This window comes from Streptomyces sp. NPDC054783 (assembly GCF_053611725.1).
This window is the reverse complement of sequence record NZ_JBSHAY010000001.1, coordinates 742,649-768,016: the sequence shown is the minus strand read 5'-3', so window position 1 is coordinate 768,016 and position 25,368 is coordinate 742,649. Positions and strand designations below refer to the sequence as shown.

The following is a 25,368-nucleotide window of genomic DNA, read 5'->3' as shown; positions in this document are numbered from 1 at the left end:
AGCCGCCCGACGTATCACCTCGACGAAGCCCGAAGAGCCTTCGCCTGCCCGGCTCCGGTGGTACCGGTCGTGTGCGGTCCGCTCGCGGGCGGACGACGGGTGGCGCTCGCCCGCCGCAGCGGGGTCACGGTGCTGAACCGTGCCGCACGGCGGCGCAGATGCCGGTGGCCGAGCGCCGGTTGGGGCGCAGCCGGTGGCCGTGCGGCCCGGTAGAAGATCCGCTTGCCGAGCTCGACGAGGAGAAGGTAGGCGACGACCATGGCACCCACCGCGGCGAAGAAGCCGCTCGGCAGCAGCTGGAATCCGAGGACGGGTGCCAGCGGGGTGACCGGCAGGACGGCGCCCAGGGTGACGACACCCAGCACCGTAAGCGTCAGGGGCAGGCTGGGGCGGCTGTGCCAGAAGGGGCTGCGACGGGTACGGATGGCGAAGATCACCAGGGTCTGCGTCGCGAGCGACTCCACGAACCAGCCGGTGTGAAACTGGTCCGCATCGGCGTGGAAGACCCCCAGCATCACCCCGAACGTCACGAAGTCGAACAACGAGCTGACGGGCCCGAAGCACACCATGAAACGCCGGATGAAGGCGATGTCCCAGTGCGCAGGCCGGCGTACCTGCTCCTCGTCGACCTCGTCGGTGGGGATGGCGAGCTGGCTGGAGTCGTACAGCAGGTTGTTGAGCAGGATCTGGGAGGGCAGCATCGGCAGGAACGGCAGGAACAGGGAGGCGCCGGCCGCGCTGAACATGTTGCCGAAATTGCTCGAGGTTCCCATCAGCACGTACTTGATGGTGTTGGCGAAGATCCGCCGTCCCTCGGCGACACCGTCCGCCAGCACTCCGAGGTCCTTCTCCAGCAGGATCACATCGGCCGCGTCCTTGGCCACGTCGGTGCCCGAGTCCACCGAGATACCCACGTCGGCGGCGTGCAGTGCGAGGGCGTCGTTGACGCCGTCTCCGAGAAAGGCGACATCGCCGCCGGTCCGCCGCTGGATGCGGACGATGCGGGCCTTGTGTTCCGGGCTGACCCGGGCGAAGACGGTGGTGTGCCCGATCGCCGTGGTGAGTCGCTCGTCGTCCATGGCGTCCAGGTCGGTCCCGGTCAGCACACCGACGTCCTTCAGCCCCAGGTCGTCGCAGACCTTGGCGGCCACCGCCGGGTTGTCCCCGGTGACGATCTTCACCGTGATGCCGAGCGCGTCCAGTCGCCCCAGCGCCGCGGCCACGTCGGGTTTGGGCGGATCGAAAAAGACCAGCAGCCCGGCCAGGGTCAGGTCACGCTCGTCGGCGGCTGTCGGAGCGGTGCCGGCCCGGGCGGGACGGGTCGCCACCGCCACGACGCGGTTGGCAGCGGCGAACTCGGCGTCCAACGCCGTACGCGCACTCTCGGGCACCTCTGCGCAGCGGTCCAGTACCGCCTCGGGTGCGCCCTTGGTGATCAGCATGGTCGCACCGCAGGGATCGGTGACGGTGACGGAGACCATGCGCCGCTCATGGTCGAAGGGCAGCACCCCGGCCCGCTTCCAGCCGCCGAGCACCGAGTGCTGCGAGGCGGCAGCCGGGGAGTCCCACAGGGCGGCGTCCAGCGGGTTGCCGCCCACCGGTCGGCCCTCGTCGTCCACCTCCGTCTCCGTGCACAGCAGCCCAAGGCGCAGCACCTCCTCCGACGACGTGCCGCCGACGGGTACGGCCCGCATGAAGTCGATACGGCCCTGGGTCAGCGTCCCGGTCTTGTCGGTGAACAGCACATCGACGTCGCCGAGGTCCTCGATGCACACCAGTCGTTTGACCAGCACTTTGCGCCGACTCATCCGCCGGGAGCCGGCGGCCAGGCTGGTGGAGACCACGGCGGGAAGCAGCTGCGGGGTGATGCCGACCGCGATGGCCAGCGAGAACAGGAGCGCGTCGATCAGCGGCTTGTGCAGCGCCGCGTTGGCGATGAAGATCGATGTGGTCAGTGCCCCGGCCACGTAGACCAGCAGCATCGAGAACCGGCGCAGCCCGACCTGGAACTCGGTCTCCAGCTGGTGGCCGCTCAGCCCGGCGGCGATCTTCCCGAACTCGGCCTCCGCCCCGGTGGCGACCACCACCCCGCGGCCGCTGCCGGCGTGCACCACGGTCCCCATCAGCGCGCACCCGGACAGGTCCGCCAGCGGCGTGCCGACCGGCACCGGGGCGGTGTCCTTCGCGACCGGCAGCGACTCACCGGTCAGCACCGACTCGCTGCACTCCAGCCCGGTGAGCTGAAGCAGCCGCATGTCGGCGGGCACGATGTCGCCCAACCGCAACTCCACCACATCGCCCGGAACCAGGCGGGTGACCTCCACCTCCTGCGGTCGCCCGTCGCGCTGCACGACCGCCCGGTGTCGGATCTTCGCGTGCAGCGACTGGGCGGTCTTCTCCGCCCGGTACTCGTTGACGAAACCCAGACCGACGGAGAGCGTCACGATCACCCCGATGATCAAGGCGTCGCTGCGCTCGCCGACGAAGTAGGAGACGACGGCTGCGGCGAGCAGCAGGCCCAGCAGCGGGGACCGCAGCTGGTGCCACAGGACGAGCCACGCCCGGGCTCGGTGCGAGTGGACCGCGTTGGGTCCCCAGCGCTTGAGCCGCCGTGCCGCCTCCGCCGACGACAGGCCGGCGTCGGTGACCTCGGCTTCGCGCAGCACTTCACAGGTGGGGCGAACGGCCGCCGCCGCAGCACGCCCCGCGACCGCCGGCCGCACGGTGGTCACCATCACCGACCGCCCCCTGGGCGCCTGCCCGAGGGCACGGAAGGACACGCGTATGCCGGGTCTGGCCCGCACGAGGCGTCGTGGACCGTCGGATCCGACAGCGCGAAGCGGACGGAGCACCTGACGGTGACGGCCTGGCACAGGCAGGAACGAGCCGATGGTGAGGTCACAGCTCCACCTTCGGCCCGCTCCGCCCCCGCCCCAAGGGGCCGTCCGGGCTTGTCCATCCGGGACCTAGGTCCCGGGGAGTCGCCCGGGCAGACCCAGGCGCCGCACCAGTGCCGGCCGGTCAAGTCCGCGCTCGGTTCGGCGCAGGCTGCGGTCAGCCGGTGTGACGCCCCCGAACGGCTCGCCGGGCGCCCGACCGATGACGGGGCGCAGCGCCTGCGGACCGATCCGGCACCGCACGGAGGTCCTGAGGCTGGGAAGGATCGAGCAGAAGCAGCGCGGACTCGCGATCGGACCCACCCGCCCCGCTTGCCGAGAGATGCCGCCGGTGTCAGGTGATCCGAACTGCCGATGACCGTTGGACATGAAAGGATCAGTCGCCCCCGGTCACGGATCCAATCGCGAGGCCGTCTCCGTGCCTTCGCACCCGTGCCGGACCGCAACGGCGGCGCACCGGTGAACATGCTGTCGACGGTCTCCTGGGCACATGTCAAGCACAGCCCGTCACAACCGCTCGGACGGTGCAGAGTGGCCGGCCCAGCTCGCCCGGAAGGAACGGCTCACTGCCGGCGGTGATCGTCTTGTGCTGTGCTGATGACATCCCTGACCAGGTTCATCGCCCCCACCACCCCGTCCGGCTGTCCGCCCTGGAGACCTTCCGCCACGGCGCCTGGGACGAAGCCCGCACGGCCTGCGAGGAGCTGTTCACCTGCGCCGGCCATGTCGGCGCGTGCTCCGAGGAGATCAGCCGCACAGGCGAGCAACTGGACGATTTCCTGCCGCCGTTCAGCCACCCAGCCCGTGTCGGCGTCACGTTCGGCCCCGACCGCGCACTGGGCTGACGACGGACCGGCGCAGTCCCTCGAACAGTCGCGGTGCGAGCCTCCCGCTCCCGCACCATGCTGGAGGTGAGGGGGGTGTGACAGCGGAGGAAGTGGTGGAGATGCGGACCGTTGTCGACCTCACGCGCTGCCAGGGCTATGCACAGTGCGTGTTCCTCGCGCCGGAGGTGTTCGAACTGCACGGCGAGGAGGGGCTGCTCTATGCCACGGCCGTACCCGACGATCAGGTCGAGCGCGTGCGCCAGGCCGCCGCGGCATGCCCCGTCCAGGCCATCCTCCTCGGAGCGGAGGTGAGCACTGGTGCCCGGTGACCTCAAGGACGGCCGTATCGTCATCGTCGGCGCGTCGCTGGCCGGGCTGCGCCGACTGACGGTGGTGTGAGCACCGCCCGCCTCGTCCAGGACCCGCCGCCCTACCGGCAGAACGCCATGCTCCGCGGCCCCCGCCACCTGTCCGTCCAACTCTGAGGCCGCGCGGCGGCTCACGGCACAGGGGGCGGGCCTGTTCGGGACCTTTCCCGCGGCTCGGTCGCCGTCGGCCAGGGGCGACGCGCAACTGCAGGATCCGCATGACTACGGCGCCCGCTGAGAAACCAGCGGACACGCCCTGCACGGCTTTGCCCCCCGCATGCGGAGGGGCAAAGCCGTGCCTGCTCCCGCCGCCGGCTGTCGGAGGCGAGGAGAGGGGTCCGGCTGCCCCGCGTCCTCACCGCTCTGCCCGCCGGACGCGTCGGCTACGGCCGCTCGTCGGGCCGCCGCTTCGCCGCTCGGCCCGTCGGCGCTGTCTCGTCACGTGCGAGAACCTCGTCACGCAGGAGTCCGTCGAGTGCCGTGAGAACGTGGCGGCAGATCTCGTCGGGTTCCGCGCTCGCCAGTGGTTCCTGGCCGACGACGACGCGCATCAGGCCGATGCCGAGCAGCCAGGCCATGGCGAGCTGGGCGCGCAGCGTGCCGTCGTCGGCCGACGAGAGGGCGGCGAGCGCGGCGGCGTACTCCTCCCCCAGCGCGCGGACGGTCTCCGGGGCGGCGTCGGCGCTGCCGATGGAGCGCAGGTAGACGGCCAGCAGCCGGTCCGAGCCGGGTTCGCCGCCCTCTTCCGCGAGGACACCGCGCAGCGCGGTCTCGAACAGCCGGTCCGGGGGCGTGCGGAGCAGCTGCTCCTTGCTTCCTTGCGCCATGACCTCGGTGAGCAGGGCTTTCTTGGACCCGAAGTAGCGGAATATGAGGGCCTGGTTCACCCCGGCTCGGCCGGCGATCTCACGGACCGTGGCCGCCTCGTATCCACGTTCGGCGAACACCGCGCCGGCCGCGTGCAGGATGCGCGTGCGGGTCCCCCGGGCGTCACGCGGGCGGTGCGCGGCCTCCTCGCTCGCGGGGCTGCCGCCGGACCGGTCCTGCCGCCGCGTGTTGCCGCTGGTGTCCACCCTGTGCTCCCTTGTGCCGCCGTGAGCCCGTTCGCGCGTGCCGAGGAGCCGTCAGAGTAACGGGCCGATTAGCGTCGTTGACCGGCCGGGAAGCACCTCCTAGCGTTGTAAGCGTGTGCTTACACCAGGGAGGCAGCAGTGACGGCAACGGACCACACACCCCTCGCCTATCCCTTCAACTCCAGCCAGGACCTGGCCCTGTCCGACGCGTACGAACGAGCCCGCGAGACGCCGGGACTGGTGCGCGTTCAGCTGTCGTACGGGGAGTCGGCCTGGCTCGCCACCCGCTACGCGGACGCCCGGCTGGTCCTCGGCGACCAGCGCTTCAGCCGGGCCCTGGCCCTCGAACACGACGAGCCACGCCCCTCCGAGGGCCGGCGGGACAGCGGGATCCTCAGCATGGATCCACCCGACCACACCCGGCTGCGCGCCCTGGTCGCCAAGGCCTTCACCGTCCGTCAGGTGGAAAAACTCCGCCCGCAGATCAGGGAGTTGACGTCCACTCTGCTGGACGAGATGGAAGCGGACGGGCCGCCGGTCGACCTGGTCGACCGTTACGCCCTGCCCATTCCGGTCGCGGTGATCTGCCGGCTCCTCGGAGTACCGGAGGAGGATCGCCCCCGGTTCCGCACGTGGAGCGACGCGGCGCTGTCCACCAGCTCGCTGACGGCCGAGGAGTTCGACCGCAATCGCGAAGAGCTGCGCGCGTACATGGCCCGGCTGATCACGGCGCACCGCGATCAGCCCCGGGACGACCTCATGACGGCGTTGATCGGGGCGCGCGATCACGACGACCGGCTGTCAGAGCTGGAGCTCGTCGACCTGTGCGTCGGCATCCTCGTCGCCGGCCACGAGACCACCGCGTCACAGATCCCCAACTTCGTGCTCACCCTTCTCGACCACCCCGAGGCGCTGTCCCGCCTGCGCGCCGAACCCACGCTCATCACGAGCGCGGTCGAGGAACTGCTGCGCTTCGTGCCCCTGGGCAGCGGTGCCGGTCAACCGCGGTACGCCAAGGAGGACATCGAGGTCGGTGGCACCCTGGTGCGAGCCGGGGAACCGGTGCTGGTCGCCATCGGCGCGGCCAACCGTGACGCGCTGCGCTTCACCGCGGCCGGCACGCTGGACATCTCCCGGAACGGCAACGCCCATCTGGGCTTCGGCCACGGCGTGCACCACTGTCTCGGGGCTCCCCTGGCCCGCCTCGAACTCCAGGAGGCCATCGGCGCACTTGTGGCCCGTTTCCCCCGGCTGCATGTCGCCGGGGACATCACCTGGAAGACCGAGATGCTGGTGCGCGGCCCTCGCGTCATGCCCGTGGGCTGGTGAGCGGCCATGACCTGGCATCTGCACGTCGCCTCCGACCGCTGTATCGGCTCCGGTATGTGCGCCGGGGCCGCACCGGATCTGTTCACTCTGGACGGCGAGCACGCACGCCCCGTGAACGAACGCATCCCGGAGGACGACGACCGCGCTCTCGAGGCTGCCGACATCTGCCCGATGCTGGCCATCACCGTCCGGGACGCGGAGGGAAGGGAGATCGGGCCTCGCGAATGAACGCTGGCATACGCTCAGATGTGATCGGTCGGGGATGGCGGCGTTCGACCGGATGTGTCCTCGGGAGGTGAGGCGGTGCTGGTACTGGGGCGCTCCCAGGTCGAGGCCCTGCTCGACGTGGACACCCTCATCGATGCCCTGGGCTCGGCGATGGCCGATCTCAGTGCGGGCCGCGCCTCGGCCCCCGGCCGCATCGCCGCGCCGGTGCCGGAACACGAGGGGCTGCTCGCGGCGATGCCGGGATTCGTGCCGTCGGCCGGGATGCTCATGAGCAAGCTGGTCTCCCTCTTCCCGCACAACGCCGGGACACCGCTGCCGACCCACCAGGCGCTGATCGTGGTGTTCGATCCGGACACCGGCGAGCCCACGGCGTTGCTGGACGGTACGGCCATCACCGCGGCGCGGACCGGCGCCTGCTCCGCCCTTTCCGCCCGGCTGCTGGCCCGTGAGGACGCCACGGTGCTTGCCCTCCTGGGCACCGGCGTACAGGCCCGCTCCCACGCCTACGCGATGTGCCGTGTCCGCCCCATCCGGCAGATCCGGGTCGCCGGCCGGGATCCGGCGAAAGCGGCAGCCCTGGCCGGGGAGCTGTCGGCGGTACTGGACGCCGAGGTCCGCTCAGCGTCCAGCTACGCCGAGGCCCTCGACGGCGCGGACATCGCCGCCGCGACCACCCATGCCCTGGAGCCGGTGATCCGCCGCCCCTGGCTCTCACCGGGGGTACACATCACGTCGGTGGGGTTCAATCCGGCCGGCCGCGAGATCGATGACGCCACGGTCGCCGAGGCTCTGGTGTGCGTCGAATCCCGGCAGGCCGCGCTGGCTCCTTTCCCGACAGGCAGCAACGATCTGATCATCCCGATCGGAGAGGGCCGTATCACGGTCGACCATGTGCACGCCGAGCTGGGTGAACTCGTCACCGGCAGCATGACGGGACGCAGCTCGCCGGACCAGATCACCCTCTACAAATCGGTCGGGGTGGCGGTGCAGGACGCCGCGGCCGCGGCCCTGGTCGTCACCGCCGCCCGGGAGCAGTCGATCGGCCAGGAGATCACGTTGTGACACCGAATCCCGGGGTGACCTGGACCACACAACTGAAGGGGTTCCGCCACGGCCGGTGGAGGCGTAGGTTCCGTTTACCCCGTGAGAGCGCCTTCACAGGCGCCGGTCCGCCAAGTCCCGGGGCGGCGGACCAGCGGGGGCCAACCTTCACATGGTGACGATCCGGCCGACGGCAGCCGTCAAGATCCCGAACGGCCGGAGGCCGGGCCGGCTGCGGCATCGTCCTCAGCCGGTCGGGAGGCCCAGGCCGTAGAACGTGACGTGGTACGGGCCCATGTACTCCGCCTCGCCGCCGACGATGAGGTCCTCCGGCTGCCGCACTCCCGCCGCGCGTGCCGTCGCCACCAACATCTCCGCCAGCTCGTGGCCCCGCGGCTCCCCGGGGCCGCCCGCGTCGACGCGCCAGCGGGGGTCGTGGTCGTCGTCCCACACCTGTCGCGTGGCCGGGTGGTCCGCCACCTGGCCCCAGCCGAGGGCTTCCGGTCGCGGGTCCATGTCATGCGGCGGGAAGCAGCCGATCGCGAGGCGGTCGTCGCAGGATATTTCGAAGAGGAGCGGTGCGCCGGGGCCTGCCCCGCGGCCGTAAAGCGGCATGCCGACCGGTCTGCCCAGGGCCGTGGTCTCGGCCGGGAGGGTGGACAGGAAGTCCGCCAGCGAGCCCGTCACCGTCTCCCAGCTCTGCGCGCGCCAGCCGCCGGGGTGGCCCAGGCCCACGTTCGCCGGGTCGTTGCGGCTGCCGAAGAATCCGCTGATCGCGTGTTCCTCGCCGTGCCCCTGGCGCCAGAACCAGTTCTCCAGCGGATCGGTCGGCTGCAGCACGAGCTCGGGGCCATCCGCACCGGCCCGGAGTTCCAGTGTGTTCGGGCGGCCGCGCCAGCGCAGGTACGGCGTGCCCCAGACCGGCCCTGAGGCATAGAAGGGACCAAGGCCGCCGTACACGCCCATGATCGACGCTTCGCCGAGTTCCGCCGTCAGCTCCTCCCTCACCGCGCGAAAGGCGGCCGCCTGCGCCGCGGCACCCGTGCCTGCCGGCTTCAGCACCGGCACCGCGAGCTCCACGTACGCCTCGCCGTGCACGTACGCCTCCTCGAACCGCCCCACCGGGCGCGGGCGGCCCTCCCGGCCGAGGGCGGCGAGCAGGGCCCGCGCGCCTGTCTCCGTCCAGCCGTCCGCGTCGGCCGCGAGCAGGCGCCTTGCCAGGTGGGCGTTCGTCTCGTTCATACGGAGATCATGGCAGCCGGCACTGACAATCCTGGAAGTCGGCCACACCTGCCGGGCGTTGAGAAGGCTCGCGGTGATGCAGGAGGTCCGGCTCAGGAAGGGAGGACGCCCGGCCGGAACGGTTCGACTCCGACGATGTGGCGCACCCGCTCCGGCTCGACCAGCACGTGTACCCGCTGCTCGCCCTCGAGCAGCCAGGGATATCCGTTCAGGCCCAGGTACTTGCGGGCCAGCCGGTCCATGCCGCGCTCGGCCTCCTCACCCTCCACGAAACGCACCGCGCGGCCGGAGATCTGCACCCGGTCGTAGGGGTTCTCGGCGTCGGCGTGCGAGAGGTGGACCCGGGCGTCGTTGCGCAGGTTCTCCTCCTTGATCCGTCCGACCGAGGTGTTGAAGACGATCAGCCCGTCCTCCAGCCCCAGCCACATCGGCGTGACATGCGGTGCTCCGTCCGGCGTCACCGTGGCCACGTACCAGAAGTTCGGCCCCTCCAGCCGCTTCCGCACCAGTTCGTTCAACTCCGCCGCCATGACCGCTCTCCTCGCCCTGATCACCTCGTGCACAATCACTCTGTCACAGAGGCGCATTGACGGTCCGTCAGTCCTGGGCAGTGTCGTACTGCGGCGATGCCACGAGCGAGGCGAGGAGAGCCCGTGCCGGTCATCGATGTGTGGATGCAGCACCCCACGCTCCGTCACTCCAACCACGAGATGTTCGAGTCGTTGCGCCGCTGGACGGGGCAGGAGCTGCTGGAGGAGCCGCTGCCGGTCGAGGCCACCGTGGCGGCCATGGCCGCGGCAGATGTGGAGATCGGTCTTTCGGCCGCCTGGTACGGGCCTCAGGGGCCGCTGATCAGCAACGACGAGGTGGCCGAGTTCGTCGCGCAGTCCGACGGACGGCTGCGCGGGGTCGCAGGCGCCGACCTCACCCGGCCCGTCCAGGCCGTGCGCGAACTGCGCCGGGCCGTTGAGGAACTCGGCTTCATCGCCCTGCGGATCGTGCCCTGGCTGTGGCAACTGCCGCCCACCGACCGGCTGTACTATCCGCTGTACGCCACCTGCGTCGACCTCGGCATCCCCTTCTGCACCCAGGTCGGTCACACCGGCCCCCTGCGCCCCTCCGAAACCGGTCGCCCCATCCCCTATGTCGACCAGGTCGCGCTCGACTTCCCCGAACTGACCATCGTCTGCGGTCACATCGGCTACCCGTGGACCACGGAGATGATCGCGGTGGCCGACAAACACGCCAACGTCTACATCGACACCAGCGCCTACACCGCGCGCCGCTACCCGCGAGAACTCGTCGAGTATCTGCGCGGCCGGGGCCGCAGGAAGGTGCTGTTCGGCACGAACTACCCCATGATCACCCCTGCCCAGGCGCTGGAACACCTCGGTGACCTCGGCCTGGACGAAGAAGCCACCGAGTTGTTCCTGTCCGGGAACGCCCGCAGGGTTTTCGGCCTGTGATCGCCGAGTCGGCCCGGGTCGGGTTCACCTGCGGCGGCAGTAGTAGGTGATGTCGTCCGTGGTGGCGTAGTTGCCGTGGTCGACGTCGATGACGGTGACCACCGCGGTGTCGCCGCTCGTCGTGTCACGCAGGCAGAACACGGTGCCAGGCGGCGCCTGACGGAAGTGCAGCAACCCGTCGGCAGGGTGGCGAGTGGCCTCGGCGGCGCACTGCGCGGCAGTCGGCACGGCCTTTCCGGGTACGACGAAGACGTCGGTGAGCGGCTGGAGTTCGAAGGCGCCATTGCCGTCGCCACCGGGGTCCGTGCCGACGCTCCAGGCGGTCTCCGAGCCGCTGACCGCGCCCGCACGCAGGTCGAAGTAGTAGCGGTAGTTCTTCAAGGACAGGGTCCGGTGCCGGTAGACCGGGGTGTAGTCGTTCGGGGTGGCCGTTGCGGGGTCGGACGGTCGAGTACTGGAGGCCGCGGTGGTGGGTGTCGCGCCCCCGTGGCCGGCCTCCGGCCCCAGCACCCCGTAGATCACTCCGCCCACCGCAGCCGTGACGGCCGCCGACACCAGCGGCGGTCGTCACACGATCCCGGGTCAGCCACCGCCGTCCGGCGGGCGGCAATGGCGGTGGGCCGGACGGATCCGCGTTCGGGCCGTCGGACGGATCCGCGTTCGGGCCGTCGGGGGGGATCCGTGTTCGGGGCCGTCGTCGCGGCCGGCCGCCCGTTGTTCTGATCCGTGGAGGGCGCCGGCAGCGGCGGAGCCGTCCATGGCGTCAGCGCCTTGTCCGCGGCTCCGGAGGCCGCCACGGCGAAGGCGATGGCGACCGCCCACCGATTGGCAGCATCGTGCGTCACCCATAACCCGCTCAGCGCCTACAGCGCCGTCAGCGCGGCGGCAAATGTCCCCAGTGTCACAAGGAGCACGACCAATCGCCGGCGTCCCGCGCTCGCATCCGCTCCCCAGTGTCTGTGGCACAGCGACCCGTCAAGTCTGGTATGGGACGGACGTGTTGGGGAGGGCGCAAGCGACGGCGAGTCAGATCCCGTCCGTGCAGACCCATTAACCTTGATCGTCTACATCCATAGCCTCCATCTCCATATGTAGACGCTTGGGCCGCCGGGATCTCGGACTACATCAAGGACACCACCGCCGGCTGGCCGCCGTCGCCGATCGTCCTCGCCTGGCTCATCGCCGCCATCCTCCGCGTGGCCCTCGGCTCCGCGACGGTCGCCGTCGTCACCGCCTCGGGCGTGGCTCTGCCACTGCTCGCCGGCAGCGGAGTCCACCCGGAGGTCATGGTCCTCGCCATCTCCTGCGGATCGATCGCCTTCTCGCACGTCAACGACCCCGGGTTCTGGATGTTCAAGGAGTACTTCAACCTGTCCGTCATCGACGCGATCAAGGCGCGCACCACGTACACGACCGTGCTCTCCATCCTCGGCCTGGGCGGCGTCCTCGCCGTGGAGTCGATTCTGGATGCCTTGAACGTGTGACCGTACGGCCGGCTCCCCGCAAGCCCGGCACCGCCGTGCGACCGAAGCACACCGAGCACCTCGGTGTGGCAGACATACCAGGGCACAAGGGGCGGGACATGATGGAGGCACCGATGTGTTCCGCGAGGAGGAGTACGGCATGGCCGAGTCGGGCTCTGGCGACACCGAGGCCGTGGCGAGCGGCAAGTCTCGGTTCGACGACATCTACGACCGACCGGACCCCCGTATGTACTTCAGCCGACTGGCCCCGCTGGAGTACGAGATCCCGCACCACGCCCAGCCGGCCTTCCGGCAGGCCGCCGCCGAACGGGCCGCGCTCGACGACGGCATCCCCGACCGGCCTGCGGTGCTGGACGTGTGCTGCTCGTACGGGATCAACGCCGCGCTGCTCAACCACGACCTGACGCTGGCGGACCTGTACGAGCGGTACACCTCACCCGACTGCCTGAAGATGTCGACGGCACAACTCGCTGCGCGGGACAGGGAGTTCTACGCCGGGCGGCGCCGACCGGACGCGGTGCCGGTGTTCGGCCTGGACGTCGCGGCCCCCGCCGTGCGGTACGCGGTGGAGGTGGGTCTCCTGGACGCCGCCTTCACCGACGACCTGGAGCAGGGACCGCCGGGCCCCGGGCTGAGGCGCGCGCTCGCCGAGGTCGGCCTCATCACGCTGACCGGGGGTGGCAGCTATGTCACCGCCCGCACCTTCACCGCGCTGCTCGACGGTGCCCGCAGACCGGTATGGGTCAGCGCGTTCGTGCTGCGGACGGTGTCGTACCACCCGGTCGTGCGCGCATTGGCCGCGCGCGGTCTGCACACCACGCTCGATGTATCCCGCACCTATCCCCAGCGGCTCTTCACGGACGAGCGGGAGCGCCAGTATGCGATCGCGACGGTCCGGGCGCTGGGCCACGATCCTGCCGGGCGCGAGGAGAACGGTCGTTTTCACAGCCTGCACTACGAGTCCCGGCCCGGCACCCCCTGACATCCCGCCGCGGAGCGTGCTCGCTTTCCGCCATCGGCCAGGGCGCCGAGAATGGAGATGACGAGGAAGGAGAGTCCAGATGGCGCGTCCAGTCGGCATAGACCTGGGAACGACGAACTCCGTGGTCTCGGTCCTCGAGGGCGGCGAGCCCACCGTGGTCACCAACGCCGAAGGTGCCCGTACGACGCCTTCGGTCGTGGCATTCGCGAAGAACGGCGAGGTGCTGGTCGGGGAGGTCGCCAAGCGGCAGGCCGTCACCAACGTCGATCGCACCGCGCGTTCGGTGAAGCGGCACATGGGCGATCACGCCTGGCGGTTCCCCGAGCACGGTGACATCGACGGCAAGCGCTACACGGCGCAGGAGATCTCCGCACGCGTGCTGCAGAAGCTGAAGCGGGACGCGGAGGCGCACCTGGGCGAGGACGTCACCGACGCCGTTGTCACCGTCCCCGCCTACTTCGACGACGCCCAGCGGCAGGCGACCAAGGAGGCCGGGGAGATCGCCGGCCTGAACGTGCTGCGGATCATCAACGAGCCGACGGCGGCGGCGCTGGCGTACGGCCTGGACAAGGAGAACGACCAGACGGTCCTCGTCTTCGACCTGGGCGGCGGCACCTTCGACGTGTCCCTGCTGGAGATCGGCGAGGGCGTCATCGAGGTCAAGGCCACCAACGGCGACACGCACCTCGGCGGCGACGACTGGGACCAGCGGGTCGTCGACCACCTGGTCACGACCTTCAAGAACAACTACGGCATCGATCTCGCCAAGGACAAGATGGCCGTGCAGCGTCTGCGGGAGGCCGCCGAGCGGGCCAAGGTCGAACTGTCGAGCTCGACGGAGACCAACATCAACCTCCCCTACATCACGGCCTCCGCGGAGGGCCCGCTGCACCTGGACGAGAAACTCACCCGCGCCCAGTTCCAGCAGCTGACGTCCGACCTGCTGGAGCGTTGCAAGGGCCCGTTCCACAACGCGGTCAAGGACGCCGGGATCAAGGTGTCCGACATCAACCACGTCATCCTGGTGGGCGGCTCGACCCGGATGCCTGCGGTGACGGAGCTGGTGCGCGAGCTGACCGGCAAGGACCCGCACAAGGGCGTGAACCCGGACGAGGTGGTGGCGGTAGGCGCCTCGCTCCAGGCCGGTGTGCTCAAGGGCGAGGTCAAGGACGTCCTGCTGCTGGACGTCACCCCGCTGTCCCTGGGCATCGAGACCAAGGGCGGCATCATGACCAGGCTGATCGAGCGCAACACCACGATCCCGACCCGCCGTTCGGAGATCTTCACCACCGCCGAGGACAACCAGCCCTCGGTGACCGTGCAGGTCTACCAGGGCGAACGGGAGATCGCCGCGTACAACAAGAAGCTCGGCATGTTCGAGCTCACGGGCCTCGCACCCGCGCCGCGCGGAGTGCCGCAGATCGATGTCGCCTTCGACATCGACGCCAACGGGATCATGCACGTCTCGGCCAAGGACCTCGGCACCGGCAAGGAACAGAAGATGACCGTCACCGGCGGCTCGGCACTGCCCAAGGACGACATCGACCGCATGGTCCGTGAGGCGGAGCAGCACGCCGAGGAGGACCGCAGGCGCAAGGAGGCCGCGGAGACCCGTAACCAGGCCGAACAACTCGTCTACTCCACCGAGGGGCTCATCAGGGACAACCCCGACAAGATCCCGGCGGACGCGAAGAGCGAGACGGAGAGCGCGATCACCGAGCTGAAGGAGAAGCTGAAGGGCGAGGACACAGCGGCGATCCGGCAGGCCATGGAACGTGCGGCCGAGGCGGCGCAGAAGATCGGTACGGCGATGTACCAGGGCTCCCGCGCGGAGAGCCAGGCGTCCTCCGGTGCGGACACGTCCTCCGCCGCCGCCTCGGACGAGGGCGTGGTGGACGCCGAGATCGTCGACGACGACAAACCGGAGGCGGGCTGACGATGGACAAGGGCTGGCTGCACCACCCGGACCCCGCCAAGCTGCAGCGTCTGCTGGAGGAACGCACGGCCGACCTGCAGCGGGTGAAGGCCGAGTACGACAACTACCGCAAGCGGGTGCGCCGGGACCGCATGGCCGTGCGCGAGATCGCCGTGGCCAACGTCATGCGCGCCCTGCTGCCCGTCCTGGACGCCGTCGACCGCACGTGCGCGCACGAGCCCATGACGCCGGGCCTGAAGGACATCACCGACACCCTGGCCGGTCAGCTGGGATCCCTGGGACTCGAGGTCTTCGGGGACAAGGGCGACCCCTTCGACCCGGCGTGCCACGACGCCGTCACCCATCACGTCTCCTCCGACACCGACCAGCTGATCTGCACAAAGATCCTGCGCCCCGGCTACCGGCTCGGTCCCCGGCTGCTGCGCCCGGCCAACGTGGAGGTCACCGGGCCGGAGCCGGCCGCGAGAAACCCGCTCGTGCACGATCGAGCGGCGCCCCTGTTCACGATGATCGACGCGGGTGACGGTCCCCGCGGCTGCGGCGCGTAGACGGACGATGCCACACGGTGTCGGCCGACCGGCCGGAGAGGCTGCGTCGCGGCCGCGAAGGGGCTGATTTCGCGCCTTACTTCTGGTAGGGCTTGCGGCTTGGGTGTGTCTATATGATCAAATCTACCGATGCGTACCCCCCACCATCAGACGCATCATGCTGCCCAGTCGGACGGAGCTGCCGCCGAGTTGGTTCCGCCCCGCCGTAACCCGTACGAGGAACTGGCCTCGCTGGCAGACCATCCGCTGGACGACTTCCTCGCCGACGACGGCACGGCGACCCGGCAGGACGACGCCGAGGAGCCCTGGGCTCCGCCCAATCACCGGCGTGGCAGCCGCCGTCGCAACCGCGCAACGGGCCTGACCACCGTGGCCCGGTGCCTCGTCTGGGTTCTCACCCTCGCCTGTCTCGCCATCCTGGCCGACCGCTGGGCACTGCTCTACGCCGAGCACAAGGCCTCTCAACAGCTCAAGGACAAGCTGCATCTCGCCGCCGCCCCCGAGGTCCACATCGGCGGCTTCCCCTTCCTCACCCAACTGGCCGCACAGCGCCTGGACTCGGTCTCCGTCACCGTCCCCGACATCCCCGCCCACCGGGTGACCCTCACCCAGGTCACCGCCACCGCCGACGACATACGCCTCGACGGCGACGGACCCACCGCGGTGCGCGGAGCGCTCGTTCGGCAGGTGCACGGTCAGGTCCTGCTGTCCTTCGCCGACATGAACCGCGAACTGGGCGCCTCGCAGGTGGCGTTCACGGCACATGGCCCCGGCCGTGTCCTGGCCAGGGGCACCGTGCGTGTCGGGGGCCGCGCGCTGAGCGTACGGGCCGACACCCGCATCCGGCGCGACGGGGACCGCGGCATCGCCACCTCCGTGGACGGCATACGGCTCGACATCGACGACCTCGCCACGTACCGGCCCGGCACCGGGTCCACCGAGGGTCTCCACCTGACCCCCGCCTCGGCGCGCCGTCTCACCCGGGAGGCGGAGAAGATCAAGGCCCTGCTGTCGGTCCCGGCGATCGTGCACCGCCTGGGTGTCCCCGACAGCACGGTGCGCGCCGCCCTCCACGACGAGGACGAACTCCATCAGCTCACCGGCGCGCCGCGCTTCCTGCACGAGCTGACCCGCGTCAACCTCCTGGACGTGGCACTCGCCCACCCGAAGCTCCTGAAGCGGCTGGGCCTGGACCTGACCCTGCTCACCGCACTGACCAAACTCACCCGCCCCGACATCGCCGACCGCTTCTCCTTCGCCTTCCAGCTGCCGGCACCATCCGACGGCGCCGTGCGCCTGCAGCGCGTGACGGTGGACAGAGACGGCATCCGCGTGGACGTGTCGGGGACGGGACTGCTCCTGGGCCACTGAGCGCTCGGGTTCGGTCGCCGCCCGCTGCGAAAGATCGGGATCGGCTCGGTTCGTCCCCGGCTGCCGCAGCGGGGACAATGGGACTCCCACACCGGGCGAGGTGGTGGCGATGCCCGCTTGGCATCTGCGCGATTATCACGACGACGATCTCGACCAGGCCATCCAGATCTGGGACCAGAGCCGCCGGGCCGACGAGGACCGGGTGTTTCCCGTGTCGGAGGTGATGGCCGCGGCCAAGGCCGGCCAGACGGCGGTCGTCGCCGTGGTCGGCGACGAACTGGTGGGTATGGCAGTGGCGCAGGCCCAGGGCAAACGGGGTTGGATCCTGCTGGTCGCACTCGCCTCCCGATGGCGCGAGCGCGGGATCGGCAGCGCTCTGCTCGCCGAACTGGAACGGCGGCTGCGCGCACTGGGCGTGCGCCACATCAGCGCGCTGCTCCCCGCCGGCGCCGCTGGGACGAAGGCTCTGGAGAACTCCGGCTACCGGTTCCGCGACGACCTGACCTACTACGAGAAACTCGAACGACCGGGAACCGCCAACGCCGATGTCCTCGCCGCGCTGGGCGGCCGCATGCTCCCCGGGGGGCTCTGGGGCACCATGGCCGGCATGGAGCGCGAGAAGGAGGTCATCGAGCGCCGTGTCGTGCTCCCGCTGACCGAGCCCGTGCTGGCCGAGCGCTACGGTCTCACCCCGCCCAAGGCGATCATCCTGTTCGGCCCGCCCGGCACCGGCAAGACCAGTTTCGCCAAGGCGGTGGCCTCGCGGCTCGGCTGGCCGTTCGTGGAACTCTTCCCTTCCCGGCTCGCGGCCGACACGAGTGAGGGTCTGGCCGTGGCGCTGCGGGACACCTTCGCGGACCTGGCGGAACTGGACTCGGTACTGCTCTTCATCGACGAAGTCGAAGAGATCGCGGGGGTGCGATCCGGAAAGGCGGTCGATCCCGGCCATGGTGTGACCAACGAGCTGCTGAAACTCATCCCCGTCTTCCGCGAGCACGACTCTCGGTTGCTGGCCTGTGCCACCAATTCGGTGCGCTCGCTCGACCCGGCCTTCCTGCGGCCGGGCCGGTTCGACTACGTCATCCCCGTCGGCCCTCCGGACCCAACCGCCCGCGCGGCGATCTGGGACCGCTATCTGAGGGCATCCGCCGGCTCGGTCGACCTCAGCCAACTGGTCGAGGCCAGCGAACTGTTCACGCCGGCCGACATCGAATTCGCCGCCCGCAAGGGCGCGCAGGCCGCGTTCGAACGCGAGGTCACACAACGCCAGGGCCGGCCGGCCACCACCGAGGACTACATGACCGCCATCGCCGACACCCGGCCCACGCTCACCGCACGGGCCATCGAGGAGTTCTCCGAGGACATCGACACGTACAGCCGGCTCTGAGTCACGGCGTCGCCCAGTACCCGGCCGCCTGCCACGCGAGAAGGGCGAGGAAGCCGAGGACGACAGCGGGATCAGCTGTCGTCGCGCAGGCCCCACGGGGAGCCGTACTCGGTGAGCAGGTCCAGGAACGGGCGCGGGGGCAGGGCCTCCGGGCCGAGAACGCCCTTGCCGGACCAGGCGCCGGTGGACAGCAGTTCCAGCGCGACGACCGGGTTGAGCGCCGTCTGCCAGACGACGGCCTGCGAGCCGTACTCGCGCATCGACCACTGGTTGTCGACCACGTGGTACAGGTACACCTCCCGAGGCACCCCGTCCTTGCTGCCCTTGACCCATGTGCCGGCGCAGGTCTTGCCCGTCATCCGCTCCCCCAGGCCGGCCGGGTCGGGCAGGCACGCGGCGACCACGTCACGCGGCGAGACCTGCACGGATCCGTCGCCCCCGGGCACGCTCACGGGGGCCGTCGAGTCCAGGCCCAGTTCGTGGAGGGTCTTCAGCTTGGCGATGAAGTCGTCGCCCAGCCCGTACTTGAACGTGACCCGTCGCGCGTCCACCCAGCGCGGTATCAGCAGCACCTCTTCGTGCTCCACGTTGACGCACTCCACGGGGCCGATGCCCTCGGGAAAGTCGAAGACCTCGGGCTCGCTGAACGGAGGGGTGGTGAACCAGCCGCGGCCCTTTTCGTACACGACCGGCGGGTTGAGGCACTCCTCGATGGTCGTCCAGATACTGAAGGACGGCGCGAAGTCGTGGCCCTCGACCCTCAGATCGGCACCGTCCCGGACACCGATCTCCTCGATGTCGTCGAAGAGTTCGTCGGCCGCGTACCGGGCGAAGACGTCGGACAGGCCCGGCTCCACGCCCATGCCGACCAGCGCCAGCTGTCCGGCCTCTTCCCAGCGCCGGGCCAGTGCGAACTGTTCGTCCCCGAGCTTGACACCGCACTCCTCATGAGGGCGCGCGCCGTGCGGCGCGGACAGCGACATCGCCATGTCCAGATAGTGCGCACCGGCCTCCAGGGCGGCCTGGAACAGCGGCATCACGAACCGGGGGTCGGTGGCGTTGAGCAGCACGTCGCAGCGCTCCTCGACGAGCATCCGGCGGACCGCGTCCTGGTCCGAGGCGTCCAGCCGCCGCGCGCTGAACCGGGCGCCCCGCTCCCCTAGCGCCGCGACCGCGGCCTCGGCGCGGACGAGGTCGTAGTCGGCGACGACCATGTGGGCGAGGAACTCGCGACGAGCGGCGATCCGGGTGACGGCCGTCCCCACGCCGCCCGCGCCGACCAGAAGTACGCGCATGTCACACACCTTTCTCCCGGGAGGCGAGCGCCTCCGGACGGGCTCGATGCAACGCGACGCAGGGATATAAGGTCAACCCCGTTGGCATAAGGGTGGTCGCAGGGGCGGCTCGGATCCGGCGACGGAAGGACGACCGAGATGGCGAAGCAAGTGGTGCCGGAGGCGGCACGTCAGCGGCGGCGGCCCACACGCGGCGGCACCGTGCTGTCGGAGGAGATCATCGTGCGGACCGCCCTGCGCGTACTGCGGGAGCACGGCAGCACCGGGCTGACGGCACGCCGTCTCGGCGCGGCGCTGGGCGCCGATCCGAGCACCCTCTACCGTTACTTCGCCGGGATGGACGACCTGGCCCGGGCCATCGGGGACGAGCTGATGGGCAGGGCGCTCGACAGCTGGACGGCCACTGGGGACTGGCGCACCGACCTCCGCGCGCTGGGCCGGGCCATCCACGCCTCCTACCTCGACCACCCGCAGGCGGCCGTCCTCACTGCCAGCCGGGTCACCGGAAGGCCTCGCGAGATCGCCGTGGACGAGGCCATCCTCGGCATCCTGCGCGGCGCCGGGCTGACCGACCCGGTGGCGGTGCGCGTGTACCACGCGTTCATCGACCAGAGTCTCGCCTTCGCCGCGCTCGACGCCGGAGCCCTCGCGCTGGCGGACGAGGCCCGCGCGGGCGACGAGGAGATGTGGCACTCCACCTATGCCCGCCTGCCCGCCGAGTCGCATCCGAACATCGCCGCCACGGCACACCTGCTCGCCCGGCACATGCCGCACAGCGCCTATCCGGTCGCCCTGGAGATACTGCTGGAACACACCGCCGCGCACCTGTCACGACCGGGTGCGTGACGCGTGCGGCTCCCCCGCTGCGCCTTCCCGTGCGTGGGTCTCTCTGCCGGGCGGCCCTGAGCTTTGTGCGGAGAGGGCAGGATTCGAACCTGCGTGGACCCCGAGGGATCCGACCGTGAGGCGTGGCTCGCTGGTCCCCGATAAACCGCTCCGGGCACCTCTCCCGATGCTCCCGGCGGTCCGGTCTCCCGCACCGCCGTTCACGTGAACAACCATGGCAGAGGCGGCTGACAGGGCTCTGACGCGTCTCTGACGACTTGTCACCCTGCTGTGGACTGCGGCCACCTGGACGCGGGCGCGGACCAGACCGTCCAGCCAGGCCTGATGGCCGTTCAACATCGGGGTCGGGGCCTGCCGGGCCAGTTCCGCGGCCGGACGGCCGATCTGGGTCTCCTGGTCCAGGACGCGGATCCGGCCGCCGGGCAGGTCCTCGACCAGCCAGGCGTCCGCATGCCGGGGCGAGGCCACCAGGCGTGCCCCGTACCGCTCGGCGTCGTACAGCGGGCCGAACGCGGCGGCGATCTCGACCTCGCAGCCGTTGCAGGAGCCCGCGTCCACGCAGCGAACCCGCGCCGAACCGCCCAACTTCCGTGCCCTCGGGAGCACTTCGCCCTCCGGGCGCGGCGGTGCGGGCTCCGCGGGGCCGTGCGCCGGTCCGGATCATGCGCGGCCGGCGGGCGTCGCTACGACCGCGGCTCCCCCTGCGACTGGGCCGCCTTCAGGTCGGCGAGCAGTTCGGCCTGGCCGGCCAGCACGCCGGAGAGGATGGTGCGGGCGACCCGGAGCAGCTCGGCGACGTGGGGGCTGGTCAGGGAGTAGTACACGTTCGAGCCCTCCTTTCGCGTCTTGACCAGGTTCGCGCGCCGCAGCACGGCCAACTGCTGGGACAGGTGCGCGGGCTCGATGCCCACCTCTGGCAGCATCTCGGCGACCGCGTGCTCGCGCTCGCTCAGCAACTCCAGGACGCGGATGCGGGCCGGGTGGCCGAGGGTCTTGAAGAACTCGGCCTTCAGTTGGTACAGCGGCGTACTCATCGAGCCGTCTCCTTCTCGGCACAACAGAACGGCCCCGCCGGCCGGGCCCCGGCACATCCCATCCATCCACTCGTCAAGAACATGCGGCCATCCTCGCCTGCTGAACCGGCCTGGCCCAACCCGCATCGAGGAACCGGGCCGGTCGGGCGCTCGCGGGTATCACAGCGGCAGGGTGATCCATATGCTCTTGCCCCCGCCGTCGGCGTCCGTGCGGACGACCGCCGTGCCGCTCAGGCCGAGGACGAGCTCCATGACGGTGCCGAGACCGCCCGTGCCGCCGCTGGTCGCCGATCCGTACAACAGCGGCTGGTACGGGTGGCGGTCGTGGACGGCGAAGGCCAGGCAGTCCCGGCCGGCCGCGTAGATCACCGTGAGCTGGGGGGAGAGGGCCGCCGCATGCCGGACGCTGTTGGTGACGAGTTCGCTCAGGATCAGCAGGGCCGGGTCCACCGAGGGGTGCCGCAGTCCGATTCCCCACTCCACGAGCACCAGCTCCGCGGTCTCACGGGCCAGCCGGACGGCAGACGGTTCGCTGGGCAGGGTGAGCACATGCCGGTGCGGCAGAACCTCCAGCTGCGTCGACATCACACCTCCGCGCGGGTCAGACGAAACCCGGTGACCGTCTTGGGGTGGATCCGCAGGACGGTGTCGTGCGGACCGTGGGCCCAGCCGGCCATCGTGCGCCGGTAGTGGGCGATCTCGTCGCGATCCGTGATCACCTCGGCGGGGCCGGCCACGGTCACGGCCCAGCCCGTACCCGGCGCCTCCTGGATCTCGTCCACGAGGTACGTCGCGCTCGCGGGCACCGCCGCGGTCGGGGCAGGTGTGCGCACGACCAGCCGACCGTACTGGAACACGTGGCGGGCCGGGCGGATGACGGCCTGCTCCCGCAGCACGTACACCAGGCGGCCCAGGCTGCCGCCCGCCAGCAGCCACAACGCCTCGGCGCCGGACAGCTCGAGCATGCGCACAGGGGTGGGGGACGCTCTCATACGACGGCTTCCTCGGGCGTGGGGCCGGTCTTGGGGACAGGGACGGTCTTGGGGGCCGGGACGGTCTTGGGGGCCGGGACGGCCGGCAGGACTCCGGCGTTCTCCAGGTGGTCGCGGGCGGCGCTGATCGCCTCGGGTGTGGTGGCGTACTCCGCGCCCTCCCGGCTCAGCAGTTCCAGTGCGCCGACGGAGTCCAGGACCTGACGCTGGCCGGGGCGGATACCGGAGGCGAGGACGAGAATGCCGCGCCGGTTCAGCTTCTCGACCGCGTCCTTGAGGACCAGGGCACCGGTCGCGTCCATGGTGGACACGCGGGACATGCGCAGGATCACCACCCGGACGTCTGCCACTTCGCTCAGCTCCAGCAGGAAGCGGTGGGCGGCGGCGAAGAACAGGGGCCCGTCGATGCGGTAGGCGACGATGTGCTCGGCGAGCAGGGCGTGTTCCTCGGCACCGTGGTTGCCCTGGTCGAGCGGCACCTGGTCGAGACGGGCCTGTCTGGCCACCGCACGCAGGGCGAGCGCGCCCGCGACGACCAGACCGATGATCACGGCGTAGACGAGGTCCAGGGCGAGTGTCGCGACAGCGGTCAGGACGAGTATCACCGCGTCCGAGCGGGTCGCCCTCGCCATCGCCCGCAGTGAGCCGACCTCCACCATGCGGATCGCCGTGGCCAGCAGCACACCGGCGAGGGCGGCGAGCGGGATCTTCGAGACGAGGGGCGCGGCGGCGAACACGATCACCGCGAGGACGGCGGCATGCGTGAGCGCGGCGAGCCTGGAGCTCGCGCCGGTGCGGACGTTGACGGCGGTGCGGGCGATCGCGCCGGTCGCCGGGACGCCGCCGAACAGGGGGGCGGCGATGTTGGCCAGGCCCTGGCCGAACAGCTCTCGGTCCGCGTCGTGTTTCTGGCCCACGGTCATACCGTCGGCGACCGATGCCGACAGCAGCGACTCCAGCGCGGCCAGGGCCGCGACCGCGACGGCCGGTGCCAGCAGGGTGCCGAGGGAGCCCGGATCGAGGAAGGACAGCGAGGGCACGGGCAGCCCTGCGGGCAGGGCCCCGATCGGCCGCGCCGCGTCCAGCCCGGCCGCCTGGGCCACGATCGTCGCGGCGATCACCGCGACGATGGAGAAGGGGATCGTCGGCCGCCACCGGGCGCCGGCCAGCATGACCGCCGCCACGCCGACCGCGAAGGCGAGGGCGGTCCAGTTCGGGGCCTTCGCGAACTCCTCGACCGCCCGCCAGGTGACGACCAGGACGCGGTTGCCCTGGGGCTTGGGCACTCCCAGGGCGTTCGGGATCTGCTGGAGTCCGATCACGCAGGCGATGCCGAGCGTGAAGCCCTCGACGACGGGCGCGGGCACGTACTGCATGTACTTCCCGGCGTGCAGCGCGGCGAGCGCGACGAGCATCACGCCGGCCATCAGACCGACGGTGAGGACACCGCTCGGGCCGTACTTGGCGACGATCGGCACCAGTACGACGGTCATCGCGCCGGTCGGCCCCGACACCTGCAGATTCGAACCACCGAAGACGGCGGCGAGTGCACCGGCGACCACCGCGGTGGCCAGGCCCGCCTGCGCGCCCAGACCGGAGGAGACACCGAAACCGAGCGCGAGCGGCAGCGCCACGATCGCCACGGTCAGCCCGGCCAGCAGATCCCGGCGTGGGTCCCGCCGCATCCGGTCGAGGTCGGCACCGGAGGGCAGCAGTGAGACGATCCGGGCCCCGGCCCGGCTGATCTGCGAGGTCATCGCGCGGTGACCTCGGCGTCCCGCAGTTCGGCCAGCAGCTCGTTCCGTCCGGCCAGCATCTCGGTCAGGATCCGGCGCGCGGCCTTCATCAGGTCCGCGACATCGCCGCCGGCCAGCGCGTAGACGACCGTGGAGCCGTCCCGGGTGGAGGTGACGATCCCGGAGCGGCGCAGTACGGCGAGTTGCTGCGACAGGCTGGACGGCTCCACCTCGATCTCGGCGAGCAGGTCCCGCACCGGCTTCGGCCCGTCCTGCAGGAGTTCCAGCACCCGTATGCGCACGGGGTGACCGAGCATCCGGAAGAACTCGGCCTTGGCCTGGTACAGCGGAACGGACACGACGCCTCGGCTTCCCCTTGTGGACCCCCGGCCGGGGGCGGACGCGAACGGCTGTGCCCGCGGCTATCTGCAGGCCCAGCCAACATAGCATCTAAGCAATTGCGAAATTTTGCAATTGCGCATCAGAATGCACCCTGCGCCCCCTGCTCCGGCAGGCAGGGGCGATCAGGCCCTTCAGGCCTTCTTGACCACGCTGGACTTGAGCTGCATAGCCCCGAAGCCCTCGATCCTGCAGTCGATGTCGTGCCCGTCCACCCCGTCGACCAGCCGGATGTTGCGCACCTTCGTGCCGGCCTTGATCCCCGAAGGGCTCCCCTTCACCTTCAGCGCCTTCACCACGACCACCGAGTCGCCGTCCTGCAGCACATTGCCGACGGAGTCCCTGACGACCCGCTCCCCCACGGCGTCTGCGGGCCCACTCTCGGCGGGAACCCATTCGTGGCCGCACTCCGGGCACACGACAAGGGAGTTCATCTCGTAGGTGTACTCACAGGAGCACTTCGGACAGGGAGGAAGGTTCTCAGTCATCCGACCAGCGTATCCGGCCTCGGCATCCGCCCCGAGTCGGCGGCGAGCTCGTTGTCGAGCATCCCGGCCCCCGGGCCGTACCGGTGCACCCTCAGAGGTTCCGGCGCGGGCCGCTGCCGCGGGGACCGTCGACTGCGACGGCTGGGTGCACAACAACGATCCGGACGTCGGCATCGCGGGCTGCCAGAACAACACCGACCACGCCGTCACGTTCCGCGCCGAGATCGTCTGCGGCTGGGCCCCGGACGTCTCCGGCAACTGGGTGACGCTGAACCCGGGGCAGTACGGTGAGTCCACCGGCTCCTGCGCGTTCTACAGCACGGGTGTGGGCAGCGTGGGCTGGACCATCCAGTGACGCATGGGCAGTTCGGACGCTCGTGTGATCGCGTAGTGCCCGCT

Annotated in this window: 25 protein-coding genes and 2 pseudogenes; 14 read left to right on the top strand and 13 right to left on the bottom strand. The window is 70.6% G+C overall.

What is annotated here, in order from left to right; all coding sequences use genetic code 11:
* Window positions 1–14: 14 nt before the first annotated feature.
* Complete coding sequence (mgtA, locus tag ACWGJ5_RS03570; RefSeq protein ID WP_453308118.1) at window positions 15–2,735, bottom strand: magnesium-translocating P-type ATPase; 2,721 nt, start codon at window positions 2,733–2,735, stop codon at window positions 15–17.
* 737 nt (window positions 2,736–3,472) lie between these two features.
* Between mgtA and ACWGJ5_RS03565 the strand changes: the two genes are divergently transcribed.
* Entirely contained in the window at window positions 3,473–3,742 is a 270-nt protein-coding gene (locus ACWGJ5_RS03565) for a hypothetical protein (RefSeq protein ID WP_453308117.1), read from the top strand.
* A gap of 101 nt (window positions 3,743–3,843) precedes the next feature.
* Window positions 3,844–4,053, top strand: a complete 210-nt coding sequence (locus ACWGJ5_RS03560) for a ferredoxin (protein ID WP_453308277.1) — start codon at window positions 3,844–3,846, stop codon at window positions 4,051–4,053.
* Between the two features lie 422 nt (window positions 4,054–4,475).
* On the opposite strand, the gene ACWGJ5_RS03555 is transcribed toward ACWGJ5_RS03560, so the two are convergent.
* On the bottom strand, window positions 4,476–5,165 hold the full coding sequence (locus ACWGJ5_RS03555; RefSeq protein ID WP_453308116.1) for a TetR/AcrR family transcriptional regulator: 690 nt from the start codon (window positions 5,163–5,165) through the stop codon (window positions 4,476–4,478).
* A gap of 138 nt (window positions 5,166–5,303) precedes the next feature.
* Here ACWGJ5_RS03555 and ACWGJ5_RS03550 point away from each other — a divergent pair, with 138 nt between their 5' ends.
* From ACWGJ5_RS03550 to ACWGJ5_RS03540, 3 genes are all read left to right on the top strand, one after another.
* Window positions 5,304–6,494, top strand: a complete 1,191-nt coding sequence (locus tag ACWGJ5_RS03550; protein ID WP_453308115.1) for a cytochrome P450 — start codon at window positions 5,304–5,306, stop codon at window positions 6,492–6,494.
* Between the two features lie 6 nt (window positions 6,495–6,500).
* Window positions 6,501–6,722 carry a ferredoxin gene (locus ACWGJ5_RS03545; RefSeq protein WP_453308114.1) on the top strand — a complete coding sequence of 74 codons (222 nt, stop codon included), beginning with the start codon at window positions 6,501–6,503 and terminating at the stop codon, window positions 6,720–6,722.
* A gap of 75 nt (window positions 6,723–6,797) precedes the next feature.
* Entirely contained in the window at window positions 6,798–7,784 is a 987-nt protein-coding gene (locus ACWGJ5_RS03540; RefSeq protein ID WP_453308113.1) for an ornithine cyclodeaminase family protein, read from the top strand.
* A 225-nt stretch (window positions 7,785–8,009) separates the two neighbouring features.
* On the opposite strand, the gene ACWGJ5_RS03535 is transcribed toward ACWGJ5_RS03540, so the two are convergent.
* A complete protein-coding gene (locus tag ACWGJ5_RS03535) occupies window positions 8,010–9,005 on the bottom strand; it encodes a hypothetical protein (protein WP_453308112.1) in 996 nt (331 codons plus the stop codon).
* A 92-nt stretch (window positions 9,006–9,097) separates the two neighbouring features.
* Window positions 9,098–9,535, bottom strand: a complete 438-nt coding sequence (locus tag ACWGJ5_RS03530; protein ID WP_453308111.1) for a TIGR03618 family F420-dependent PPOX class oxidoreductase — start codon at window positions 9,533–9,535, stop codon at window positions 9,098–9,100.
* A 123-nt stretch (window positions 9,536–9,658) separates the two neighbouring features.
* Here ACWGJ5_RS03530 and ACWGJ5_RS03525 point away from each other — a divergent pair, with 123 nt between their 5' ends.
* A complete protein-coding gene (locus tag ACWGJ5_RS03525; protein ID WP_453308110.1) occupies window positions 9,659–10,471 on the top strand; it encodes an amidohydrolase family protein in 813 nt (270 codons plus the stop codon).
* Window positions 10,472–10,495: 24 nt separating this feature from the next.
* Here the strand turns inward: ACWGJ5_RS03525 and ACWGJ5_RS03520 are convergent, their stop codons facing one another.
* Entirely contained in the window at window positions 10,496–11,026 is a 531-nt protein-coding gene (locus ACWGJ5_RS03520; RefSeq protein WP_453308109.1) for a hypothetical protein, read from the bottom strand.
* 554 nt (window positions 11,027–11,580) lie between these two features.
* Between ACWGJ5_RS03520 and ACWGJ5_RS03515 the strand changes: the two are divergent.
* The 6 genes and pseudogenes from ACWGJ5_RS03515 to ACWGJ5_RS03490 form a co-directional block, all read left to right on the top strand.
* Window positions 11,581–11,955, top strand: a pseudogene (locus ACWGJ5_RS03515) (GntT/GntP/DsdX family permease); the annotation flags it as partial.
* Window positions 11,956–12,070: 115 nt separating this feature from the next.
* The gene (locus ACWGJ5_RS03510; RefSeq protein WP_453308108.1) at window positions 12,071–12,937 is read left to right on the top strand and encodes a hypothetical protein; all 867 of its coding nucleotides are present in this window, start codon (window positions 12,071–12,073) and stop codon (window positions 12,935–12,937) included.
* Window positions 12,938–13,016: 79 nt separating this feature from the next.
* A complete protein-coding gene (dnaK, locus tag ACWGJ5_RS03505; RefSeq protein ID WP_453308107.1) occupies window positions 13,017–14,873 on the top strand; it encodes a molecular chaperone DnaK in 1,857 nt (618 codons plus the stop codon).
* A gap of 2 nt (window positions 14,874–14,875) precedes the next feature.
* A complete protein-coding gene (grpE, locus tag ACWGJ5_RS03500; protein ID WP_453308106.1) occupies window positions 14,876–15,421 on the top strand; it encodes a nucleotide exchange factor GrpE in 546 nt (181 codons plus the stop codon).
* Window positions 15,422–15,550: 129 nt separating this feature from the next.
* Window positions 15,551–16,792, top strand: coding sequence for an LmeA family phospholipid-binding protein (locus tag ACWGJ5_RS03495; RefSeq protein ID WP_453308105.1), 1,242 nt, complete (start codon window positions 15,551–15,553; stop codon window positions 16,790–16,792).
* A gap of 100 nt (window positions 16,793–16,892) precedes the next feature.
* Window positions 16,893–18,179 carry an ATP-binding protein gene (locus tag ACWGJ5_RS03490; protein ID WP_453308104.1) on the top strand — a complete coding sequence of 429 codons (1,287 nt, stop codon included), beginning with the start codon at window positions 16,893–16,895 and terminating at the stop codon, window positions 18,177–18,179.
* Between the two features lie 71 nt (window positions 18,180–18,250).
* Here ACWGJ5_RS03490 and ACWGJ5_RS03485 read toward each other — a convergent pair whose 3' ends face one another.
* Entirely contained in the window at window positions 18,251–19,474 is a 1,224-nt protein-coding gene (locus tag ACWGJ5_RS03485) for a saccharopine dehydrogenase family protein (RefSeq protein ID WP_453308103.1), read from the bottom strand.
* Window positions 19,475–19,612: 138 nt separating this feature from the next.
* Here ACWGJ5_RS03485 and ACWGJ5_RS03480 point away from each other — a divergent pair, with 138 nt between their 5' ends.
* Window positions 19,613–20,320 (top strand): TetR/AcrR family transcriptional regulator, encoded by a 708-nt coding sequence (locus ACWGJ5_RS03480; RefSeq protein WP_453308102.1) that lies wholly within the window; start codon window positions 19,613–19,615, stop codon window positions 20,318–20,320.
* A gap of 68 nt (window positions 20,321–20,388) precedes the next feature.
* Here the strand turns inward: ACWGJ5_RS03480 and ACWGJ5_RS03475 are convergent.
* From ACWGJ5_RS03475 to ACWGJ5_RS03445, 7 genes and pseudogenes are all read right to left on the bottom strand, one after another.
* Window positions 20,389–20,484: pseudogene (locus ACWGJ5_RS03475) on the bottom strand.
* A gap of 519 nt (window positions 20,485–21,003) precedes the next feature.
* A complete protein-coding gene (locus tag ACWGJ5_RS03470) occupies window positions 21,004–21,354 on the bottom strand; it encodes an ArsR/SmtB family transcription factor (protein WP_453308101.1) in 351 nt (116 codons plus the stop codon).
* Window positions 21,355–21,513: 159 nt separating this feature from the next.
* The gene (locus ACWGJ5_RS03465; protein WP_453308100.1) at window positions 21,514–21,939 is read right to left on the bottom strand and encodes an ATP-binding protein; all 426 of its coding nucleotides are present in this window, start codon (window positions 21,937–21,939) and stop codon (window positions 21,514–21,516) included.
* On the bottom strand, window positions 21,939–22,346 hold the full coding sequence (locus ACWGJ5_RS03460; RefSeq protein WP_453308099.1) for a pyridoxamine 5'-phosphate oxidase family protein: 408 nt from the start codon (window positions 22,344–22,346) through the stop codon (window positions 21,939–21,941). The genes ACWGJ5_RS03465 and ACWGJ5_RS03460 overlap by 1 nt, the downstream gene beginning before the upstream one ends.
* Window positions 22,343–24,103, bottom strand: a complete 1,761-nt coding sequence (locus tag ACWGJ5_RS03455; RefSeq protein ID WP_453308098.1) for a SulP family inorganic anion transporter — start codon at window positions 24,101–24,103, stop codon at window positions 22,343–22,345. Before ACWGJ5_RS03455 ends, ACWGJ5_RS03460 begins: the two co-directional genes overlap by 4 nt.
* A complete protein-coding gene (locus ACWGJ5_RS03450; RefSeq protein WP_453308097.1) occupies window positions 24,100–24,441 on the bottom strand; it encodes an ArsR/SmtB family transcription factor in 342 nt (113 codons plus the stop codon). Before ACWGJ5_RS03450 ends, ACWGJ5_RS03455 begins: the two co-directional genes overlap by 4 nt.
* Before the next feature lie 174 nt (window positions 24,442–24,615).
* Window positions 24,616–24,969, bottom strand: coding sequence for a zinc ribbon domain-containing protein YjdM (locus ACWGJ5_RS03445; RefSeq protein WP_453308096.1), 354 nt, complete (start codon window positions 24,967–24,969; stop codon window positions 24,616–24,618).
* Window positions 24,970–25,114: 145 nt separating this feature from the next.
* Between ACWGJ5_RS03445 and ACWGJ5_RS03440 the strand changes: the two genes are divergently transcribed.
* Complete coding sequence (locus tag ACWGJ5_RS03440) at window positions 25,115–25,324, top strand: hypothetical protein (RefSeq protein ID WP_453308095.1); 210 nt, start codon at window positions 25,115–25,117, stop codon at window positions 25,322–25,324.
* The last annotated feature ends 44 nt before the right edge of the window (window positions 25,325–25,368 follow it).

Bases quoted from the DNA above. Each gene is read 5' to 3' on its own strand.
- mgtA (WP_453308118.1), bottom strand. From the start codon at position 2,735: ATGGTGACCACCGTGCGGCCGGCGGTCGCGGGGCGTGCTGCGGCGGCG.
- ACWGJ5_RS03560 (WP_453308277.1), top strand. From the start codon at position 3,844: ATGCGGACCGTTGTCGACCTCACGCGCTGCCAGGGCTATGCACAGTGC.
- ACWGJ5_RS03545 (WP_453308114.1), top strand. From the start codon at position 6,501: ATGACCTGGCATCTGCACGTCGCCTCCGACCGCTGTATCGGCTCCGGT.
- ACWGJ5_RS03535 (WP_453308112.1), bottom strand. From the start codon at position 9,005: ATGAACGAGACGAACGCCCACCTGGCAAGGCGCCTGCTCGCGGCCGAC.
- ACWGJ5_RS03530 (WP_453308111.1), bottom strand. From the start codon at position 9,535: ATGGCGGCGGAGTTGAACGAACTGGTGCGGAAGCGGCTGGAGGGGCCG.
- dnaK (WP_453308107.1), top strand. From the start codon at position 13,017: ATGGCGCGTCCAGTCGGCATAGACCTGGGAACGACGAACTCCGTGGTC.
- grpE (WP_453308106.1), top strand. From the start codon at position 14,876: ATGGACAAGGGCTGGCTGCACCACCCGGACCCCGCCAAGCTGCAGCGT.
- ACWGJ5_RS03495 (WP_453308105.1), top strand. From the start codon at position 15,551: ATGCGTACCCCCCACCATCAGACGCATCATGCTGCCCAGTCGGACGGA.
- ACWGJ5_RS03485 (WP_453308103.1), bottom strand. From the start codon at position 19,474: ATGCGCGTACTTCTGGTCGGCGCGGGCGGCGTGGGGACGGCCGTCACC.
- ACWGJ5_RS03480 (WP_453308102.1), top strand. From the start codon at position 19,613: ATGGCGAAGCAAGTGGTGCCGGAGGCGGCACGTCAGCGGCGGCGGCCC.
- ACWGJ5_RS03470 (WP_453308101.1), bottom strand. From the start codon at position 21,354: ATGAGTACGCCGCTGTACCAACTGAAGGCCGAGTTCTTCAAGACCCTC.
- ACWGJ5_RS03465 (WP_453308100.1), bottom strand. From the start codon at position 21,939: ATGTCGACGCAGCTGGAGGTTCTGCCGCACCGGCATGTGCTCACCCTG.
- ACWGJ5_RS03460 (WP_453308099.1), bottom strand. From the start codon at position 22,346: ATGAGAGCGTCCCCCACCCCTGTGCGCATGCTCGAGCTGTCCGGCGCC.
- ACWGJ5_RS03455 (WP_453308098.1), bottom strand. From the start codon at position 24,103: ATGACCTCGCAGATCAGCCGGGCCGGGGCCCGGATCGTCTCACTGCTG.
- ACWGJ5_RS03445 (WP_453308096.1), bottom strand. From the start codon at position 24,969: ATGACTGAGAACCTTCCTCCCTGTCCGAAGTGCTCCTGTGAGTACACC.